The sequence below is a fragment of the Mesorhizobium sp. M0618 genome (genome assembly GCF_040320765.1).
In the GTDB taxonomy this organism is placed as follows: Bacteria; Pseudomonadota; Alphaproteobacteria; order Rhizobiales; family Rhizobiaceae; genus Mesorhizobium.
In genome coordinates this window covers 1-17,501 of the sequence record NZ_JAMYQH010000031.1, presented here as the reverse complement: position 1 = coordinate 17,501, position 17,501 = coordinate 1, and the positions used below count along the sequence as shown (strand labels likewise).

General features: G+C 61.5%; 15 protein-coding genes. 8 read left to right on the top strand and 7 right to left on the bottom strand.

Features of this window, described 5'->3' with window-relative positions; all coding sequences use genetic code 11:
• Positions 1 to 74 precede the first annotated feature (74 nt).
• Positions 75 to 296, bottom strand: coding sequence for a DUF6471 domain-containing protein (locus tag NKJ04_RS26845; RefSeq protein WP_023808488.1), 222 nt, complete (start codon positions 294 to 296; stop codon positions 75 to 77).
• A 123-nt stretch (positions 297 to 419) separates the two neighbouring features.
• On the opposite strand from NKJ04_RS26845, the gene NKJ04_RS26840 reads away from it, so the two are divergent.
• The 6 genes from NKJ04_RS26840 to NKJ04_RS26815 all read left to right on the top strand — a co-directional run bounded on the left by NKJ04_RS26840 (position 420) and on the right by NKJ04_RS26815 (position 5,579).
• The gene (locus NKJ04_RS26840; protein WP_023808489.1) at positions 420 to 638 is read left to right on the top strand and encodes a hypothetical protein; all 219 of its coding nucleotides are present in this window, start codon (positions 420 to 422) and stop codon (positions 636 to 638) included.
• A gap of 54 nt (positions 639 to 692) precedes the next feature.
• Positions 693 to 1,379 carry a hypothetical protein gene (locus NKJ04_RS26835; RefSeq protein ID WP_023808490.1) on the top strand — a complete coding sequence of 229 codons (687 nt, stop codon included), beginning with the start codon at positions 693 to 695 and terminating at the stop codon, positions 1,377 to 1,379.
• Between the two features lie 761 nt (positions 1,380 to 2,140).
• Positions 2,141 to 3,478 (top strand): site-specific integrase, encoded by a 1,338-nt coding sequence (locus tag NKJ04_RS26830; RefSeq protein WP_023808491.1) that lies wholly within the window; start codon positions 2,141 to 2,143, stop codon positions 3,476 to 3,478.
• A gap of 906 nt (positions 3,479 to 4,384) precedes the next feature.
• Positions 4,385 to 4,555 carry a hypothetical protein gene (locus NKJ04_RS26825; protein ID WP_430981656.1) on the top strand — a complete coding sequence of 57 codons (171 nt, stop codon included), beginning with the start codon at positions 4,385 to 4,387 and terminating at the stop codon, positions 4,553 to 4,555.
• A 6-nt stretch (positions 4,556 to 4,561) separates the two neighbouring features.
• Positions 4,562 to 5,005: a hypothetical protein gene (locus NKJ04_RS26820; protein WP_352550712.1), complete on the top strand. Its 444-nt coding sequence runs from the start codon at positions 4,562 to 4,564 to the stop codon at positions 5,003 to 5,005.
• Between the two features lie 229 nt (positions 5,006 to 5,234).
• Complete coding sequence (locus tag NKJ04_RS26815; RefSeq protein WP_352550714.1) at positions 5,235 to 5,579, top strand: hypothetical protein; 345 nt, start codon at positions 5,235 to 5,237, stop codon at positions 5,577 to 5,579.
• Positions 5,580 to 5,612: 33 nt separating this feature from the next.
• On the opposite strand, the gene NKJ04_RS26810 is transcribed toward NKJ04_RS26815, so the two are convergent.
• From NKJ04_RS26810 to NKJ04_RS26795, 4 genes are all read right to left on the bottom strand, one after another.
• The gene (locus tag NKJ04_RS26810; RefSeq protein WP_352678178.1) at positions 5,613 to 7,232 is read right to left on the bottom strand and encodes an ABC transporter ATP-binding protein; all 1,620 of its coding nucleotides are present in this window, start codon (positions 7,230 to 7,232) and stop codon (positions 5,613 to 5,615) included.
• A gap of 16 nt (positions 7,233 to 7,248) precedes the next feature.
• Entirely contained in the window at positions 7,249 to 8,373 is a 1,125-nt protein-coding gene (locus tag NKJ04_RS26805; RefSeq protein ID WP_127295647.1) for an ABC transporter permease, read from the bottom strand.
• Positions 8,366 to 9,289, bottom strand: a complete 924-nt coding sequence (locus NKJ04_RS26800) for an ABC transporter permease subunit (protein ID WP_027035849.1) — start codon at positions 9,287 to 9,289, stop codon at positions 8,366 to 8,368. The genes NKJ04_RS26805 and NKJ04_RS26800 overlap by 8 nt, the downstream gene beginning before the upstream one ends.
• 164 nt (positions 9,290 to 9,453) lie before the next feature.
• Positions 9,454 to 11,046: a peptide ABC transporter substrate-binding protein gene (locus tag NKJ04_RS26795; RefSeq protein WP_352678173.1), complete on the bottom strand. Its 1,593-nt coding sequence runs from the start codon at positions 11,044 to 11,046 to the stop codon at positions 9,454 to 9,456.
• Positions 11,047 to 11,414: 368 nt separating this feature from the next.
• On the opposite strand from NKJ04_RS26795, the gene NKJ04_RS26790 reads away from it, so the two are divergent.
• Both NKJ04_RS26790 and NKJ04_RS26785 read left to right on the top strand, forming a co-directional pair.
• Positions 11,415 to 11,870, top strand: coding sequence for a TadE/TadG family type IV pilus assembly protein (locus NKJ04_RS26790; RefSeq protein WP_164780233.1), 456 nt, complete (start codon positions 11,415 to 11,417; stop codon positions 11,868 to 11,870).
• The gene (locus tag NKJ04_RS26785) at positions 11,871 to 13,652 is read left to right on the top strand and encodes a TadG family pilus assembly protein (RefSeq protein WP_352678170.1); all 1,782 of its coding nucleotides are present in this window, start codon (positions 11,871 to 11,873) and stop codon (positions 13,650 to 13,652) included. It abuts the gene before it with no gap.
• Between the two features lie 11 nt (positions 13,653 to 13,663).
• Here the strand turns inward: NKJ04_RS26785 and bglA are convergent, their stop codons facing one another.
• Positions 13,664 to 15,286 carry a beta-galactosidase BglA gene (gene bglA, locus NKJ04_RS26780; protein ID WP_352550718.1) on the bottom strand — a complete coding sequence of 541 codons (1,623 nt, stop codon included), beginning with the start codon at positions 15,284 to 15,286 and terminating at the stop codon, positions 13,664 to 13,666.
• Positions 15,273 to 17,276, bottom strand: coding sequence for a glycogen debranching protein GlgX (glgX, locus tag NKJ04_RS26775; protein ID WP_352678167.1), 2,004 nt, complete (start codon positions 17,274 to 17,276; stop codon positions 15,273 to 15,275). The genes bglA and glgX overlap by 14 nt, the downstream gene beginning before the upstream one ends.
• Positions 17,277 to 17,501: the final 225 nt, after the last annotated feature.

Below are 17,501 nucleotides of genomic sequence, written 5' to 3'. Positions count from 1 at the left end.
CCCGACTGGTCAACTAGCCGCGGTAGCTGTGTCTATATCACTGCATGGACCAGGCGCCGGCGCCCCCACAAAAGTCAGTCGAGCTTCAGCCTCTTCGACCCTATCGCGTGAAGACACTGCGCTAGGAAGACAGCGCTGAAGCGTCCGCGTGACAGTTTGTTGCGGATGTTCGGCACCTTCTCCTCGACGCCGATGACAGCCAACTTCTCGGCCAAGTCGGCGTAGCTCAGACCCTGAAGCTTTAGCTCGGCCTTCAACACCCCGCTGATCAGTCGCTCCCACTCGGCTTCGGTCATCCGAACATTCTCCAGCAAAAAATCTTTGGCGGCCTATTGAAGGCAATTTTGCGCCACTTATGTATCGCATATAGTGCAAACACACCGTATACGATCAACTACCAATCCCAAGGAACTCACAACATGACCATCGACCAGACAACGGCAAAAGTGCTGACCGACCTTCTTCGCGAACTCTCCTCGGAACTGGACCTTCATCACGAAGATGAAGAGTTTACAGCCCTTAAATCAACGATTGAAACGCTGCGAAGCGCTGCCACCCTGATGACGGACGCCGGCCACAAGACCCCTGAAGTCTATCACCATGTCATGCGCCGCTTCGAACGGGCGACTCGTTCCTAACATAGCCGAAGCCAAACTTCACGGCGTCCAGCCTTCCTCCTCAAAGGACTTTCAATGACCAAACTGTTCGACCCGTTCATCTCGAGCTCCGACTATCTGGCCCTGGCGCGTGATCGCGACCGGACCGGAACATCCAGACTACACGAGGATCTCTCCCAAATGCTCGACAACGACTACGCCTGCGGCCTAAACCAAGAACACGTCGATGTCCTTATCTATCCCGCCAACTGGAGCTCCGCCGTACGCGATGAGAACAGGAAACCGCGGGCCTATCTCCACGCAAGGGTTAACCAAAAGGGAAACGCGGAGGTTAACTGGGCGCGAGGCGACCACGAAGTCGTTTATGAAAATGACTTTCTGGCCAGGTACGTGAGCGCGGCTCAGTCCGCCGCCTCGGTCACAGGGCGAGGCATCGGGGAACTGATGTGGTGGAAGGGCTTCGAGCTTCTGGTCAGCAATGCAATTATCCGCAGATCGCCTGTAGCCACCGCGCTCCTGTACGCCCACGCCGCCAGCCTCAACGAGCTCGCATCCGTCCTTGCCCAACACGTCAATCTGGTCGGCGCAATGGCGCTCAAGTTCACCTATCAGGATGGCGAAATAACCTCGGCGGACTTCATGTCGACCATCCCGCCTGATCGGCTCCGAGAGATAATCCAGGAGCGGGGCCGGCGGAAGGCGGCAATGCTTCGAGAGGCCGTCGCACGCATCGCGAAGTTTGATCCTGAGGATCCTGAATGATCCTCTGCCACCTCTTCCTCCTTCTTCAGGCACCCGATGTTTTTCCAATGGCTTCGGTGTCACGTCCGCCCCCGGCTCTCGCAGCGTTCTTCGAATCTGCCGATTGACAGTCGTACCTAAAAAGCTCCACCGACATCACGTGGGCGACACCTTCTCGGCCGAGCTTTCCCAATGCAGGCCCGAGGAGCGATGGCACAACCAGCTGGATTTTGGGCTGGCATTTCCGTGCTGCAGCTCGGCCGCCGGCCTGAACGTTTTGGAACCAGCTAGGCCGCAGATCTTTCGATCACCTGCGCGCCTGGTACCGGACAGGGGAAGGTGTACACGATATCCTGTGCTGATCGGTCGGGTTTGCTTGGGAATGGACCTATCTATGGCCCGCAGAAATTTTTGCTTTTTCGGGTAATAGCACTCGCCGCCGGACGGTCCGGGGCAAAGAAAAGCACTCCCCCTATAGTACCACGCCCAAGGCCCATAGAACCGTATTGTCCAACGAACTAGATCAGGCTGGCCCCGCCATCAATGGCCTCCACACACCAGCGTGTTTTCTGATCTGTGACCAACCGCATTTTTGAGAATAGCCATCACCCCGACCAAAGCGCCCCGCTCCGGCTGGACATAGCCGCTTGCATCGCTTTCCCCGACGGTACGATGGGGGCACCAGGGCTGCGCAAGGAGCGGGATGCTGGCCGACTTGTAACAGAGATGATCGCGGGGAAGGAGTATGTCACCTTGGCCGCGATCGCCGAGATGAGGGAAAGATGTCGAGGACTTCGAAAGGGGCACGCCTCGTCTGGCGGGACGAAAGCAGGAAGCAGGACGGATCCCTACGGAGCCGCGCCGGCTGGTTCATTCGTGACGGCAACACCTTCGTCAGCGCTTGCGGCGGCACTGGCAACCGCGAACGCGCTGAAAAACGGCTTGCCAGCTACATCACCGAAAAGTACGAGCCGGTCCGCGAGCGCAGTCGTGATCCCGCTACGGTCGCAATAGCCGACGCCATTAGTGTCTACCTAACTGACGTCGCGCCAAATCACGCCAAGCCCAAGGAAACCGGTGGCCGTATGGTCTCAGTGCTGAACTGGTTCGGCAATATGATGATCGGCGACATCGACGGCAAGATCTGCCGCGACTATGCTAAAGCACACGGCGGCGGTGCAGCCGCTCGGCGGCAGTTGGAGGACTTGCGGGCAGCGCTGAACAACTATCATCGAGAGGGCTACATAACCTCAGCGCCGGCCATCGTGCTGCCACCTAAGTCCTTGCCCAGAGATCGCTGGCTGACACGAAACGAAGCGGCGGCTTTGATCCGCGCTGCGTGGCGCATGCGTCAGTCGTGGAAAGGTCGGGCTAGCGACCGTCGCACAGGGCGCCACGTCGCGCGCTTTATCCTTGTCGCGCTCTACACCGGCACGCGCTCGGCGGCGATCTGTGGTGCCGCCGTCCGACCTACCGAAGGGGCGGGCCATTTGGACCTGGAGCGCGGCGTTTTCTATCGTCGCGCAGCTGGTCGCCTCGAGACCAAGAAGCGCCAGCCGCCGGTACGTCTGCCCGATCGTCTGCTTGCCCATGTACGGCGATGGGCCGTCACTCCGCTGGAGATCAAGACCAAGGGTCGCGGCAAGAGCTCAAACGTCGGTCGAATGATCGCCCACGACTACGTCGTTGAGTGGAACGGGAAACCCGTCCAGTCAATCAAGAAGGCGTTCCGCTCAGTGGTCGAGGCAGCCGGATTGGGCTGGTACGACGATGTTGAAGCTCCGGATGGAGGCGTCAGACGCATATTCCGTACCGATGTGACTCCTCACATCTTCCGCCACACCGCTGCAACATGGCTAATGCAACAAGGCTCCGACCCTTGGGCAGCCGCTGGCTTCCTCGGCATGACCGTCGAGATGCTGATCCAGACGTATGGCCACCATCATCCAGACTTCCAGGCAGAGGCGGCCGAGGCGATTGTCTCCAAGTCGCGCTACAGGAGCCTTCCAAAAAATGTGGTACGCATGCCGGAGGCACAGACGACGAACGCCCCCACAGCTCCCCACAGAAACCCCACAGGTATGCTAGAAACAAAGGTGAACAAAGGTCGCCGACCGTGATGAGGAATGGCGGAAATCCGGGTTTTCGCTGGCAGACCCCGTCGTTCGGGACGAGGGGGTCGCAGGTTCAAATCCTGCCACTCCGACCAGAAAAAACAAAGAGTTAGCGCATCCCGACTTCGGCGCTCCACCTGCCCCTCAAGCGAGATTACTCTCGTCCCCCGTCAGTCGGATGGGCGAATTTTTATTCGCGTGCCCGGCTGACAGCGATGCTGTTGCACTGGACAGTAACCAGACGGCCTCAACCGGCCGCCTGATGCTTTCGTGCGTGCGCTTCGCGGACAGATTCCGGAAAACATCCCGACTGGCACGCGCGTCCGCTCAGCGGAGGCCAAAAAAGCTCAAGATCGCTATCACGATGACCACAGCTCCGACGAGCCAAATGATATTGTTCATGATCTCTCTCCTGTTGCCTGGGGGAGCCCGCGCCTCTGGTAGAGAACGCGGGCCGACCAGCCTTTGCCGACTGATCTGCAGCAGACACCAAATCGTGATCCTGGCTGCGAGAAATAAACCGTCAGGCACGCCTAATGTTCCGTCGTTGCGTTCTATGATCATGGGCGCCGGCATCATCACCACGACAGCGCTGCCGTGACGGGCTCCGTCCTAACCCATCGGCACCATCCCGCGGTGATCGAACGACGGGTACTAACGCAGGGATCCGGCCCCGATTCTTGATGGGAGTCGAGTTTGGATGGGAGTGGGGCCACGAGAGGCCTCTTGGCACGCGTCCCGATCATGTGCCCACGACCAGACTTAGGTCCGGCCCTTGCCCGACCGAAGTCCAGGTTGGAAACGCTTGCCCTTGCCCCAAATTCGGGTGGCGGGCAAAAAATGGTCAATGAAACTAAGAGCAGCAGCATGTCGAACCGTGAGACCAAAAGATCCCATGCCCTGAGCATGCGCATGACAGAGATCAAAGCCAGGATGCAGGAAGCCCAGATTACCGAAGACGAGATGAAGACCTTCCAGAAGGTCGCGGCCATCATGGAGGGTCGCGAGGGGCGAATCGAGGTTGACGACCTGATTGCCGCGTCATTCCTCACCGACACGCAGCTGAACAGCCAGAAGCGTTAAGCGACCATGCCGACGATTAGCAGACTTTTTGATTCCCCCGCCGATGCGGCGCGGGTTGCCAGCGACTTGGTGGCGGCCGGAATTCCTCGCGTACAGATCGCGATCATCGGGCCTTACAATGACGAGGCGGGATCTCTTCGGGTTTCCGCTTTGGGATCGTTATTTGGCGCTGCCGCCGGCGGGTTGGTCTGCCTGAGTGCCGTTGCGGCCTATGGCATCAATCCTGTTGCTGCGGGCGTATTGCCAACAGCGGTGGCTGGCGCGTTCTGTGGCGGCGTTGCCGGCGGTCTGTTTGGAACATTCGCCATAGCCGCCATAAAAGCGGATGATCAGGAGGTTGCCGAGGGGGTGGTTCTGGTGACGGCGCATGTCGATGAAAATGACGCCGACATCGCTCAGACAGTGCTCGGCGGTCGCCCCCCGTCGACGCTCGTGGCCGAAGCAGCGTAGGAGCCGAAGCAGCGTAGGAAAGGCGTCACGACGTCCCCGGAACTCTTCCTTTGCCAGAGATTGAGCCCAACACTCGGCAGATAGCAATTCGAGTGACTGAAATGTTCCTGCGTCGACCGAAAGGCCGGCCCCAGTGGCAGGTTCGCGGCCGCATATTTTGACGAAAAGGTGCGTCGGCTTTAGGGTCGATGGACCTGATGAAAGAGTGAAACGGCGGGCCGAGTGCGACATGAATTTGAATTCAACCACAATCCCGCCCTTGATCCTTGTGATGACGCTGGTTCTCGTCGCTGGCTGTTCATCGCTCGGAAGAACCGTCGATCCAGCGAAATACGATTCGATGACGTGCACCGACCTCAACAGTGCGATGGGAGACGTCGCCCGTGACATCTCGCAAACGGCAATCACGCGCGGCAAGGTCACCAACACCAATGTTCCACGCTGGCTGCTCGGCGGCTCACGCGTGAAGACCGCGGTGGCCAACCGCGAAACAGCCAGGATCGACCGGCTTAAGCAGCAACAGGATGCCATTGCCGCTGTGCGAGCGCGCAAGTGCCCGAGGTCCGCGAATTGAGCGGACAGCCAATGCCTTGGTGCGGAGCCCGGTTCAGGCGCTCAGCCGAAATCGCGTCACGTCGATCGCGGCCGCCATCAGCGTCTGCGTGTAGGCGTGCTGCGGATTGCTGAAGATCGCCTCGGTCGGCCCTTCCTCGACGATCTTGCCCTGTTTCATGACGATGATGTAGTCGGCCATGGCGCGCACGACCGACAGATCATGGCTGATGAAAAGATAGGACAATTCGTGGTCCGCCTGCAGCTTGCGCAGCAGTTCGACGATCTGTTTCTGCACAGAGCGATCGAGCGCCGAGGTCGGCTCATCCAAGACCACCAGCCTGGGCTTCAGGATCATGGCGCGAGCAATGGCGATGCGCTGCCGCTGGCCGCCCGAGAATTCGTGCGGGTAGCGATTACGTGCGTTGGGGTCGAGGCCGACCTCGCGCAAGGCCTCGACCGCGCGTTGATCACGCTGCTTGCCTGAAAGATCAGGCTCATGCACCAGAAGTCCTTCAGTGATGACCTGGCCAACGGTCATGCGCGGCGACAGCGAGCCGAACGGGTCCTGGAAGACGAGCTGCATCTGGCGCCGCAGCGGCCGCATCGCCTGCCGGTCGGCTTGGGAAATGTCGCGATCGCCGAAACGGATGAGCCCGTCGCTCGGCAACAGCCGCAGCAAGGCGCGGCCGAGGGTCGACTTGCCCGAGCCGGATTCACCGACGATGCCGATGGTCTGGTTGCGCTGCAGCCGGATGGAGATGTGATCGACGGCACGCAGCATCAGCGGTTCACCAGCAAGAAACCCGCCGCCGATCCTGAACGTCACTTCGACATTCCTGCCTTCGAGCAGCACCGGGGCATTGGCGGGCGGCGGCGCCTTGCTACCGGTCGGCTCGGCCGCCAGCAGCATTTTCGTGTAGGCATGCTGGGGATTGACGAAGATGGCCTCCGCCTCCCCCTCCTCGACAACCTCGCCCTGGCGCATGACATAGACCCTGTCGGCAAAGCGGCGGACGATGCCAAGATCGTGGGTGATGAAGACGATCGCCATGCCGAGCTTGCGCTGCAATTCGGCCAGAAGCATCAGGATCTGCGCCTGGATGGTCACGTCGAGCGCCGTCGTCGGCTCGTCGGCGATCAATATGTCAGGGTCGTTGGCGAGCGCCATCGCGATCATCACACGCTGGCGCTGGCCACCGGACATTTCATGCGGATAGGATTTCATCCGCCGCTCGGGATCGGGAATATGCACCAGCCGCAGCAGCTTGAGCGCCTCTTCCCGCGCGTCGGGGGCATTCAGGCCCCGGTGCCGGCGGATCGGCTCGATCAACTGATTGCCAATCGAATAGAGCGGATCGAGCGAAGTCATCGGCTCCTGAAAGATCATGCTGATCTTGCGGCCACGAACCTGGTTGAGCTCGGATTTGCTGAGCGTCAGAAGATTGCGGCCGCGATAATCGACGCTGCCTGTCGCTTCGCCATTCGATGCCAGCAGGCTCATCGCCGCCATCATCGTCTGGCTTTTGCCGGACCCGGATTCGCCAACCACGGCAACGGTCTCGCCAGATTTGACATGGATGTTGATGCCCTTGACTGCTTCGACGGCGCCGTCAAGCGTGCGGAAGCGGACACGCAGATCCTTGACGCTGAGGATTGTTTCGGAAGCAGCCATCTCGGCGATCCCCACCTTAGCGATCCCTTGGGTCGAGTGCGTCGCGCAGGCCGTCGCCGACGAAATTCAGCGCGAACAGCGTCGAGACGAGGAAGAAGGCGGGGAACAGGAGCAGCCAGTTGGCGGTGCCAATGTTCTTGGCGCCGACCGAGATCAGCACGCCCCAGCTGGTCATCGGCTCCTGCACGCCGAGCCCCAGGAATGACAGGAAACTCTCCAGGATGATGACCTGCGGCACCAGCAGCGTCATGTAGATGACCACCGGGCCGAGCAGATTGGGAATGACGTGGCGCAGCAGGATACCGCGCTGGCCGACACCCATGGCTTCCGCCGCCTGGACATATTCCTGCCGGCGGATCGACAGCGCCTGGCCGCGCACGATGCGCGCCATGTCGAGCCACAGCACGGCGCCGACCGCCAGGAACATCAGCACGAAGTTGCGGCCGAAGAACACCACCAGCATGATGACGAAGAAGATGAAGGGCAAGGAATAGAGCACGTCGACGATGCGCATCATCACCTCGTCGATTTTGCCGCCGGCAAAGCCGGCAGCGGCCCCGTAGACCACGCCGATGACCACCGCCACGACACCCGCGAGCAGGCCGATGGCCAGCGATATGCGCCCGGCCATCAGCGTGCGCGACAACAGGTCCCGGCCGGTGTTGTCCGTGCCGAACAGGAAATACTGCTGCTTGATCGAGGCGCTCATCGTCACTTCGAGACCGTCGGGCGACTTGCTCTCGATCTTGGTGCCGTCAAAGGCATCGGAACGGTCGAGATAACGGATGTTGCGATCGTCGATCGGCCTGGTCGACTTGACGGTGACGAAGACCTGGTTGCCTTCCTGCCGCCACTCCTTGATGTCGACCCGCATGCGCTTGATCGCTTCGGTAAGCGCCGTCTCGACCATGTCGGCCTTCGGATAGGCTGACAGGCTTGGCGGCATGCGCACATAGTCGGCATAGATGGTAGTGTATTGATGTGGCACGAACCACGGCCCGAATACGCTGACGACACCGATCAGGGCAAGGTAGTACAGGCTGAACATGGCGGCGCGATTGGCCTTGAGACGCGCCCAGGCATCCCCCCAGAGTGAACGGCCGATGACGGCGGGGGCGGCTGTGGCTGCGATGTCAGTCATAGCGCACCCTCGGATCGACGACCGCGTACATGACGTCGACGATCAGGTTGAAGACAATGGTAAAGATGGCGATCACCACCACCGTTCCCATCACCAGCGTGTAGTCACGATTGAGCGCGGCATCGACGAAATAGCGGCCAACGCCTGGAATGGAGAAGATCGTCTCGACAATGACCGAGCCGGTCAGCAATGCCGCCGCCGCCGGACCGGTGAAGGAGACGATCGGCAGGATGGCGCCGCGCAGCGCGTGCTTGACCACCACCGACCAATCGGACAGGCCGAGCGCGCGCGCCGTGCGGATGTGATGGGACCGCAAGGATTCGATCATCGAGCCACGCATCAGCCGGGCGACGATGGCGATCTGCGGCAGAGCGAGCGTCAACACCGGACCGACCTTGTTGATGAAAGCGCCATCGCCCCACCCACCGATCGGCAGCAGCCTCCAGGTCAGCCCGAACAGGAGTTGGATCACCGGCGCGATGACGAAGGTTGGGATGGTGCTGCCGGCCGTCGCCAGCGCGATCACCGTATAGTCGCCAAGCTTGTTCTGGTTAAGCGCCGCAATGGTGCCGAGCACACAACCGAGCAGCAGCGCCAGGACGAGCGCCGAGGCGCCGAGCTGAACCGATATAGGCAGGCCCTTGGCGAAGAGTTCGGTGACGGTGAAGTCCGGCATGTTGTAGCTCGGGCCGAAATTGCCGCGCAGCAGATTGCCGAGATAATGGACGAATTGCAGCCAGAGCGGGTCGTTGAGGCCGAACTGGGCTTCGAGATTGGCCTTGATCTCGGGGCTCAGCCCCCGCTCTTGGTTGAATGGGCCGCCCGGCGCGACGCGCATCAGGAAAAACGCCATGGTCACGATGACGAACAGCGTCGGGATGGCGGTCAGAAGCCGCCGTAATACGTATCGCAGCATCGGTGCCCCGCTTGATCCAGAGCAACGCGCGTCCAGCCGGACGGTTGCGCTCTAGCCTTCAAATCTTCGCACCGACATACCGAAAATCGATTCCGGTTTCCGGACCGATGCGATGGCAAACCAGCACCGCCGCGCATTGAGTTGCGCGGCGGCCCGGCTAAGGATCAGTCCTTACTGACGAAGCGGGACGGATGGATATCCATCACATTGTCGTCGAAGCCATGCAGCTTCGAGGAAACGATGTCGTGGAAGCTGTAGTAGAGAAGCGGAATGTTACCGACGTCATCGACAAGGATGCGCTCGGCCTCAGCGAGGTCCTTCATGCGCTCTTCCGGCTTACCGCCGGCAGCCGCCGCCTTGTCCATGGCCGCTTCATATGCCGGGCTGACATAGCTCGAATAGTTGTTGCCGCTGGCCTTGCGGGTGATGCCGAGGAAGGTCTCCGGATCCTTGTAGTCGGCGATCCAGGCGGCACGCGCCACGTCGTAGTCGCCCTTCTGCTCGAGGAAGGAGTAGTGGGTCTTGGTGTCGGTGTTGACGAGCGAGACGTCGACGCCGAGCGGCTTCAACTGTTCCTGGATGGCGACGGCCGTGTTCTTGTGGTTTTCCGACGTGTTGTAGCGGATCTCCATCTTCAAGGGATGCTCGGGCGTATAGCCGAGTTTCTCGAGGGTCTTCTTGGCAGCGTCCTCGCGGTCGATCTGCGACATGTCGGCGTATTTGGCCGTTGCCGGCGAGTAGCCCGCGATGCCCGGAGGCACCATCGAATAGCCAGGCAGCATCGAGTTCTGCCAGACCTTCTCGGCGAGGAAGTCGCGGTCGATCGCCATCGAGATGGCGTTGCGCAGTTCGACATTGTCCCACGGCGCCTTGTCGGTCTTGATCGCATAATAATAGGTGCCGAGATAAGGTCCGACGCGGACCTGGTCGCCGAACTTGGTCTTGAGGTCAGCGAGCTGTTCGGTCGGCAGGTCGCCGTAGCTGTCGAGTTCGCCGGCCTCGAAGCGCTTCATCGCCGATGAGCGGTCTTCGGTCGGGATATAGTTGACGACGTCCATCTTGACGGTCGCGGCGTCCCAGAATTTCGGATTCTTGACCAGCTTCATGTGGTCGTTGGGAATCCACTCGGCCAGCGTATAGGCGCCGTTCGAAACGAGATTACCCGCCTTGATCCAGTCGGCGCCGAGCTTGTCGATCGAAGCCTTGTTGACCGGATAGGTGGCCTGATGGGTCAGCATCTCCAGGAAGTAAGGCGTCGGCGCCTTCAGCGTGACTTCGAGGGTATTTGCATCAATCGCTTTGACACCCATATCCTCCGGCTTGCCCTTCTTGGTGTTGACGTCCTCCGCACCCTTCACCGGGTACAGCATCGAGGCGTATTCGGCAGCGGTGGCCGGGTCTTCCAGCCGACGAAACGAATAGACGAAGTCGTCCGCCGTCACCGGGCTGCCATCCGACCAGAGGCCATCCTTGCGCAGCTTGAAGGTGTAGACAGTGCCGTCGTCGGACACTGTCCAGCTTTCGGCCGCGCCCGGAATGAGGTTCGTCTTCTGGTCATGCATGACCAGGCCCTGGAACAGGTCGCGTATGATATCGGCTTCGTAGACTGTCGAGGTCTTGTGCGGATCGACCGTCTCCGCTTCGGCGGCGCTGCCTCTGTTATAGACGGTCTCGGCGAAAGCCGGCGTGTAGAACGTGCCGGCGGCCAGCGCCATGGTCGTGGCGAGCACCGTCGCCTTCAGCATGTTTTTCAGCATGAAGTTCTCCCTGTCGGCGCTGCCGTTGGCGCGCCTATTAAGTGTTGACGCCCTGGAGCCGATATCTGACCCCTTTGAGCGCGCCGCTGGTTCCCGTCCTGCGGCTCGTGCCCAGACACTAACGCGGAGAATTTTTATTTCAACAGACTCTCTGGGTCACCCAAAGTAAGGCGGACGAAAGCTATGGCGTGGCCGCTGAAACACCAGCCGAAACCAGAAGCTTGACTTGGTTTCTTCACCTCGACGCCATTTTTCACCGCGAATCGGAGCCACGCCAGTTTGCCGGAATGTCTTAATGCGTTCTTAAGCAACCACAGGTTACATTACGATTGCCTTCTATACAGTTCGATCTCAGACGCGTGGCGGCTATGAGCAACGGAGCAAGTAAATTGCCCAAAGTCTTTCAATTGGTGCGAAAATTTCAAGAAGAACGTGGAACTTCTGCGGTTGAATTTGCCTTACTCTCGCCGATCTTCATTCTTCTTCTACTCGGAATGGTTGCATACGGTATATATTTCGGCGCCGCCAACTCGATCCAGCAGATAGCGGCGGATGCGGCCCGCACGGCCATTGCCGGGCTGAACCAGACCGAGCGCCAGACGCTCGTGGCCAGCTTCGTCACCAACAATGCCGGCGGATATCCCTTCGTGGATGTCAGCAAGTTGACCTACCAGGCCAACGACAGCGCGGCCGATGGAAGCCAGTTCGTGGTGGCCATCCAGTACGATGCCCGCAACCTGCCGATCTGGAACCTTTTCCCGGGCATAGCCATGCCCGGGACCACCATCAAGCGCCAGTCAACGATTAGGGTCGGGGGCATTTAAATGCTGCTGCATGCGTGCAATGGGATCGGTCGGCTTGCCCGGTTGATGCTGAGTGACAGGAAAGCGAACTTCACCGTCATGGCGGCATTGAGCGCGCCGGTGGCGCTGGCGCTGGCCGCGGTGGCCATCGACGAAGCCTCGATCTACACCGAGCGCCGCGAAGCACAGGCAATGGTGGATCTGGCGGCGATCACCGCCGCCTCGAACATGACCAAAGTCAACACAGCGGTTGTCACCACGCTGACCGACAACGGCATGCCAGGGGTTGTCGTTCAAAGCTCGGGACAGACGATCGAGCCGGCGGCCGGCAAAACCGTCGTGACGGTCACACCCGGGCGATATGTGGCATCCGGCGCCAATGTGGGCCAGCGTTTCCAGGCCAGCGTAACACCCTACAATGCCGTCCGCGTCACCCTGAAGAAGATCCCTGCCCGCTATTTCGCGAGTTCGCTGATCCCCACTCCCGTCATCGGCACCCAAGCCACCGCCAGCATGACGCCGCAGGCGACGTTCTCGGTCGGATCGAGGCTCGCCAGCCTCGATGGCGGCATCCTCAACGCGCTTCTCGGCGGACTTCTCGGCAGCAACATCTCGCTCAGCGTCATGGACTACAACGCGCTGATCTCGGCGGATGTGAGCGTGCTCTCCTTCGTCGACGGCGTTGCCACACAGCTGAACCTGACCGGCGTGTCGTATTCGGATGTGCTGGCATCGAAGGCGACCGTCGGCCAGATCGCCACGGCCATGGCCAATGTGCCCGGGCTTGGCAACACGGCCAAGGTCGCCCTGCAGACGATCGCGTCCAAGTCGACCAGCACGGTCAAGATCCCGCTCAGTCATCTGGTCGATCTCGGCTCCGTCGGCAAATTGGGCCTCGGGCAAAGGCCCGCCGGCCTCGGCGTCGATGCCAGCGCCTTGGGAATGCTGACGGCCGCTGCCGGACTGGCAAACGGTTCGAAGCAGGTCGACGTCGCCCTCGGCGCCACCATTCCCGGGGTGCTGTCGACCACGCTCGCCATCGCCATCGGCGAACCGCCGCAATCCTCGCCATGGCTGGCGGTTGGAGAAGCCGGCACCGTGGTGCGCACCGCGCAAACGCGCATCAAGCTGCTGGTCACGGTCGGCGTCGGCAATCCAAACCTGGGCGGCGGCATCAGCCTGCTGTCGGTCAAGCTGCCGCTGAATGTCGAAGTGGCCTACGCCGAGGCCAAGCTGACCGACATCAGCTGCCCGACCGGCCCCGACAGCCTGAAGGTTACCATTGCCGCGAAGCCCGGCGTCGCCGCGGTGAACCTTGCCGCCAGCGACGCCGATAACAGCCCCACCGCTTTCGCCGATTTCAGCAACCCGCAGTCGTTCTCCGACGCCAACATAGCGAATGTCAGCCTCAATCTGTTGCTGCTAAAAATCCCGCTAATACTGGTGAAGGGGTCGGCGGGTGCCGATATCACCAACGTCAGCCCGACCAACCTGGTCTTCAACAAAACCGAGATCGCCGCCAAAACCATCAAGACGACGCCGACACGGGACCTGACTCAGACGCTGACAACATCACTGGTCGACAAGTTGTCACTCTCCGTCAACGCGCTGGGTATCCTCGGGCTTGACGTAACCGCCCTGCTCGGCGCAGTGAAACCTGCGGTGACGACGCTCTTGAAAACCGTGACCGCACCAGTCGACACATTGCTTTACAATCTGCTCGATACGCTCGGCGTGCATCTCGGCGAAGCCGATGTCCGGGTCACCGGCGCGACATGCGGACGTGCGGTGCTGGTGCAGTAACGGTCCGGGTATCAGTCGAGCCTGCCAACAAAGGCTCCGAGCGCTGGCAGCAAAAGCTCGGTCTCGACGACCGCGGCATTGCCATCCAGCTGTACAACCGCTCCGATATCCCCCGGCAACGGCCAACTGGCCGGTCCCTCGGCGAAATTGAAGACACAGAGCAGTCTTTCGCCGCCGCCCTCGCGGATGAAAGCCAGCACGTCACCCTCGGCGTCGAGAAAGCGGATCGAGCCTGATACCAGCGCCTCATGCTCCCCGCGCAAGGCCAGCGTGGTCCGATAGGACTTCAGCACCGAGGCCGTGTCGGCATTCTGGGCGTCGACCGCGCGGGTGCGATGGCTGGCCGGTATCGGCAGCCAGGGCTTGGCCGTGGAGAAGCCTGCATTGTCGGCGCCGGCCTCCCAGACCATTGGCGTGCGACACCCATCCCTGCCCTTGACGCCTGGCCAGAAGCGGATGCCGACGGGATCGCGCAGATCCTCATAGGCCAGCTCCGCCTCCTCCAGGCCCAGCTCTTCGCCCTCATAGAGGCAGATCGAGCCGCGCAGGCAGGCGAGCAGCATGATCGAGAATCTTGCGACCGCGTCGGGATCGCTGCCCGGCCTTGTCCAGCGGCTGACATGGCGCACCACGTCATGGTTGGAGAACGCCCAGCAGACCCAGCCGTCGGAGACGGCCGCTTCGAAGGCTTCGACACAGCCACGCACATGCGCGGCCGAGAACTGCGGACCGAGCAGGTCGAAGGTGTAACACATATGCAGCTTGTCGCCGCCTGAGGTGTAAGCGGCGAGCGTCTGCAGCGAGCGGCCTTCATCGCCGATTTCGCCAACCGCGGCGCGGTCGGCGTATTCGTCGAGCAGCGCCCTGAAGCGGCGCAGGAACGCCAGGTTTTCCGGCCGCGTCTTGTCGAACAGATGCTCCTGGTAGAGGTAGGTGTTGGTCTCGCCGTTGGTGCCGGCGACGCTCGACGCCAGCGGCGGATTGCTGCGCAGCCAGCGGTCGTGGACATAGTAATTGACCGTATCGAGCCGAAAACCGTCGACGCCGCGCTCCAGCCAGAAGCGCACCGTGTCGAGAAGCGCGTCCTGGACATCCGGATTGTGGAAATTCAGATCGGGCTGCGAGGCAAGGAAATTGTGCATGTAATACTGCCGGCGGGTCGAATCCCATTCCCAGGCAGGGCCACCGAAGACGGAGAGCCAGTTGTTGGGCGCGCCGCCATCGGGCTTGGTATCGGCCCAAATGTACCAGTCGGCCTTGGGGTTATCGCGGCTGGCGCGGCTTTCGACAAACCAGTCGTGCTTGTCGGACGAATGCGACAGCACCTGGTCGATGACGATCTTCAGGCCGAGACGATGCGCCTCGGCGACCAGCGCATCGAAATCCTCGAGCGTGCCGAACATCGGATCGACATCGCAGTAATCCGACACGTCGTAGCCCATATCGGCCATCGGCGACTTGAAGAAAGGCGACAGCCAGACCGCGTCGACACCAAGCGAGGCGACATGGGCGAGCCTCGATGTGATGCCTCTGAGGTCGCCGCTGCCGTCGCCGGTGGTGTCCTGGAAGGAGCGCGGATAGATCTGGTAGATGACGCAACCGCGCCACCATCCGGTCCTGTCACCTGCCGCCATTGCGCTTCTCCCCTGTGCCGGCTTGCGCTCGTTCGATCATGAAGATCACCGCCCGTCCCGATATCGGTCGCGAACTGTCCGCCGCATCCGGCGCTTTGATGGCTGGAGCCCAGAAGAAGCCGTCTCGCTCAGGCAAGGTGAACATGCAGGCCCGGCGATCGCCGTTGATGATGACGGCAAGGCGGCTGACGCCACCCAGGATCATGACGAGGCGGTACCGCTGCGGGTCCTGCCAGCACTGTTCATTGAGCGGCGCGCCTGTCTCGGTCAGCCATGCGACGTCCGGCATCCCCGAACCTGCCTGCGGCTGGCCAGTTAGGAAGCTTGTATCGAAGAGCGCCGGCATCGACCGGCGCAGCCTCGAGAGTTCCACCGTGTAGCGCTCCAGCGCCTGGTCACGGCCGGCCCAGACGAGCCAGGTGATCTCGTTGTCCTGCGCATAGGCGTTGTTGTTGCCTTGCTGGGTGCGGCCGAATTCGTCGCCCGCGGTCAGCATGATGGTGCCGCGTGAGGCAAACAGCGTGGCGAGCAGCGCGCGCTGATCGTTCAGGCGAGCAGTTGGTACGGCCGGATCGTCCGCATCCCCTTCGACGCCGTTGTTCCAGGACAGGTTTTCATTGTGGCCGTCGCGGTTCTGCTCGCCATTGGCTTCGTTGTGCTTGCGCTCGTAGCGCACGATATCGGCGAGCGTCATGCCGTCATGGGCGGCGATGAAATTGACGGTCCGACTGGCGTTTTGCCTGTTCGTTGCGAACACATCGGACGAACCGGCAAGCCGGGTCGCCAGCGCACCGACCATGCCGGCGTCGCCGCGCCAAAAGCGTCTGACATCGTCGCGATACTTGTCGTTCCATTCGAGGAAGGGCGGCGGGAAATTACCGAGCTGATAGCCGTCGGAACCGATGTCCCACGGCTCGGCGATCAACACCCGATCGGCCAGCAGCGGGTCGTCGCGCATCGCTCTCAGCAGCGGCGCCTCGGCATCGAATGTTCCCTCGACCCGCCCCAGAATGGGAGCGAGATCGAAGCGGAAGCCGTCGACGCCGGCATCCCTGACGAAATGGCGAAGCGTGTCGAGGACCATCTCCTGGACGACAGGATGGTCGCAAGCGATCGTGTTGCCGGTGCCGGTGTCGTTGGCCAGCCTACCGTCAGGCGTGTGCCGGTAGTACGCCTGGTTGTCGAGGCCGCGCAGCGACAGCGTCGGGCCAAGCCAGTCGCTCTCGCCGGTGTGGTTGAAGACGAGGTCGAGGATGACGCCGATGCCAGCCTCGCGCAGCACGGCGACCGTGTTTCGCAACTCCATGACGCCGCCCGGCGCCAAACGCGGATCGAGGGCCATGAAAGTCACGGGATTGTAGCCCCAGGCATTGCGCAGCCCGAGCGGCGGCAAATGTCGCTCGTCCATCGACGCGGTCACCGGCATCAGTTCGACCGCGCCAACCCCCAGTTTTTTCAGATGCTCGATAACCGCCGGGTGAGCAAGTGCGGCGACTGTTCCGCGCAATTTTTCGGGAATGTCCGGATGCAGCATGGTGAAGGCGCGCACCGGCACTTCGTAAATAAGGCCGCCCGGCTGGAATAGCGGCGGGGCAGCCTGCACCGGCTTCGGCAGCGCAGCGGCAATCGCCTTGGGCATCAGCGGTGCGGTATCGGCGCCCTCGCCCCGGCGCTGGGCCAGCCGCCAGTCATAGACATAGGACCTGTCGATCTCGACGGCATAAGGATCGGTCAGGAGCTTGGCGGGATCGAACCACAGTCCGCGTTCCGGCGCGTAGTCGCCATCGGCGCGAAAGCCGTAGCGGATGCCCTGGCCAAGCCCCGCAACGAACAGCGCATGGACGCCCTCACCTTCCGGCTGCAGTTCGAGCCGTTCGATCTCCCGGTTGCCCCGCTCGTCGAAGATCGAGACCCAAAGCCGACGGGCGGCCTGCGACCAAGCGGCAAAGCGGATGCCTTCGCGGGTGACGGTGGCGCCGAGCTGGGTCACTGGAAAATACCGCCAAGGTTAGCGCGAGGCACCCCCCTCTGCCCTGCCGGGCATCTCCCCCTCAAGGGGGGAGATCGGACCGTCGCATCGCTTTCGCCAACGGCCAACGCAGCATGAGGAACGAGGCGCTGAAACTGCCGATCTCCCCCCTTGAGGGCCTGTTGCAAAATTGTGTGGATGTGATTCCCTGTTTTTGAAACGGGGATCTTGCGATGACGACGAAGC

Excerpts from the sequence above, each read along its gene's own strand:
- NKJ04_RS26825 (WP_430981656.1), top strand. The coding sequence starts at position 4,385 with ATGACAGAGATCAAAGCCAGGATGCAGGAAGCCCAGATTACCGAAGAC.
- NKJ04_RS26820 (WP_352550712.1), top strand. The coding sequence starts at position 4,562 with ATGCCGACGATTAGCAGACTTTTTGATTCCCCCGCCGATGCGGCGCGG.
- NKJ04_RS26840 (WP_023808489.1), top strand. The coding sequence starts at position 420 with ATGACCATCGACCAGACAACGGCAAAAGTGCTGACCGACCTTCTTCGC.
- NKJ04_RS26800 (WP_027035849.1), bottom strand. The coding sequence starts at position 9,289 with ATGCTGCGATACGTATTACGGCGGCTTCTGACCGCCATCCCGACGCTG.
- NKJ04_RS26835 (WP_023808490.1), top strand. The coding sequence starts at position 693 with ATGACCAAACTGTTCGACCCGTTCATCTCGAGCTCCGACTATCTGGCC.
- NKJ04_RS26805 (WP_127295647.1), bottom strand. The coding sequence starts at position 8,373 with ATGACTGACATCGCAGCCACAGCCGCCCCCGCCGTCATCGGCCGTTCA.
- NKJ04_RS26795 (WP_352678173.1), bottom strand. The coding sequence starts at position 11,046 with ATGCTGAAAAACATGCTGAAGGCGACGGTGCTCGCCACGACCATGGCG.
- NKJ04_RS26815 (WP_352550714.1), top strand. The coding sequence starts at position 5,235 with ATGAATTTGAATTCAACCACAATCCCGCCCTTGATCCTTGTGATGACG.
- NKJ04_RS26785 (WP_352678170.1), top strand. The coding sequence starts at position 11,871 with ATGCTGCTGCATGCGTGCAATGGGATCGGTCGGCTTGCCCGGTTGATG.
- NKJ04_RS26790 (WP_164780233.1), top strand. The coding sequence starts at position 11,415 with ATGAGCAACGGAGCAAGTAAATTGCCCAAAGTCTTTCAATTGGTGCGA.
- bglA (WP_352550718.1), bottom strand. The coding sequence starts at position 15,286 with ATGGCGGCAGGTGACAGGACCGGATGGTGGCGCGGTTGCGTCATCTAC.
- NKJ04_RS26830 (WP_023808491.1), top strand. The coding sequence starts at position 2,141 with ATGTCGAGGACTTCGAAAGGGGCACGCCTCGTCTGGCGGGACGAAAGC.
- NKJ04_RS26845 (WP_023808488.1), bottom strand. The coding sequence starts at position 296 with ATGACCGAAGCCGAGTGGGAGCGACTGATCAGCGGGGTGTTGAAGGCC.
- NKJ04_RS26810 (WP_352678178.1), bottom strand. The coding sequence starts at position 7,232 with ATGGCTGCTTCCGAAACAATCCTCAGCGTCAAGGATCTGCGTGTCCGC.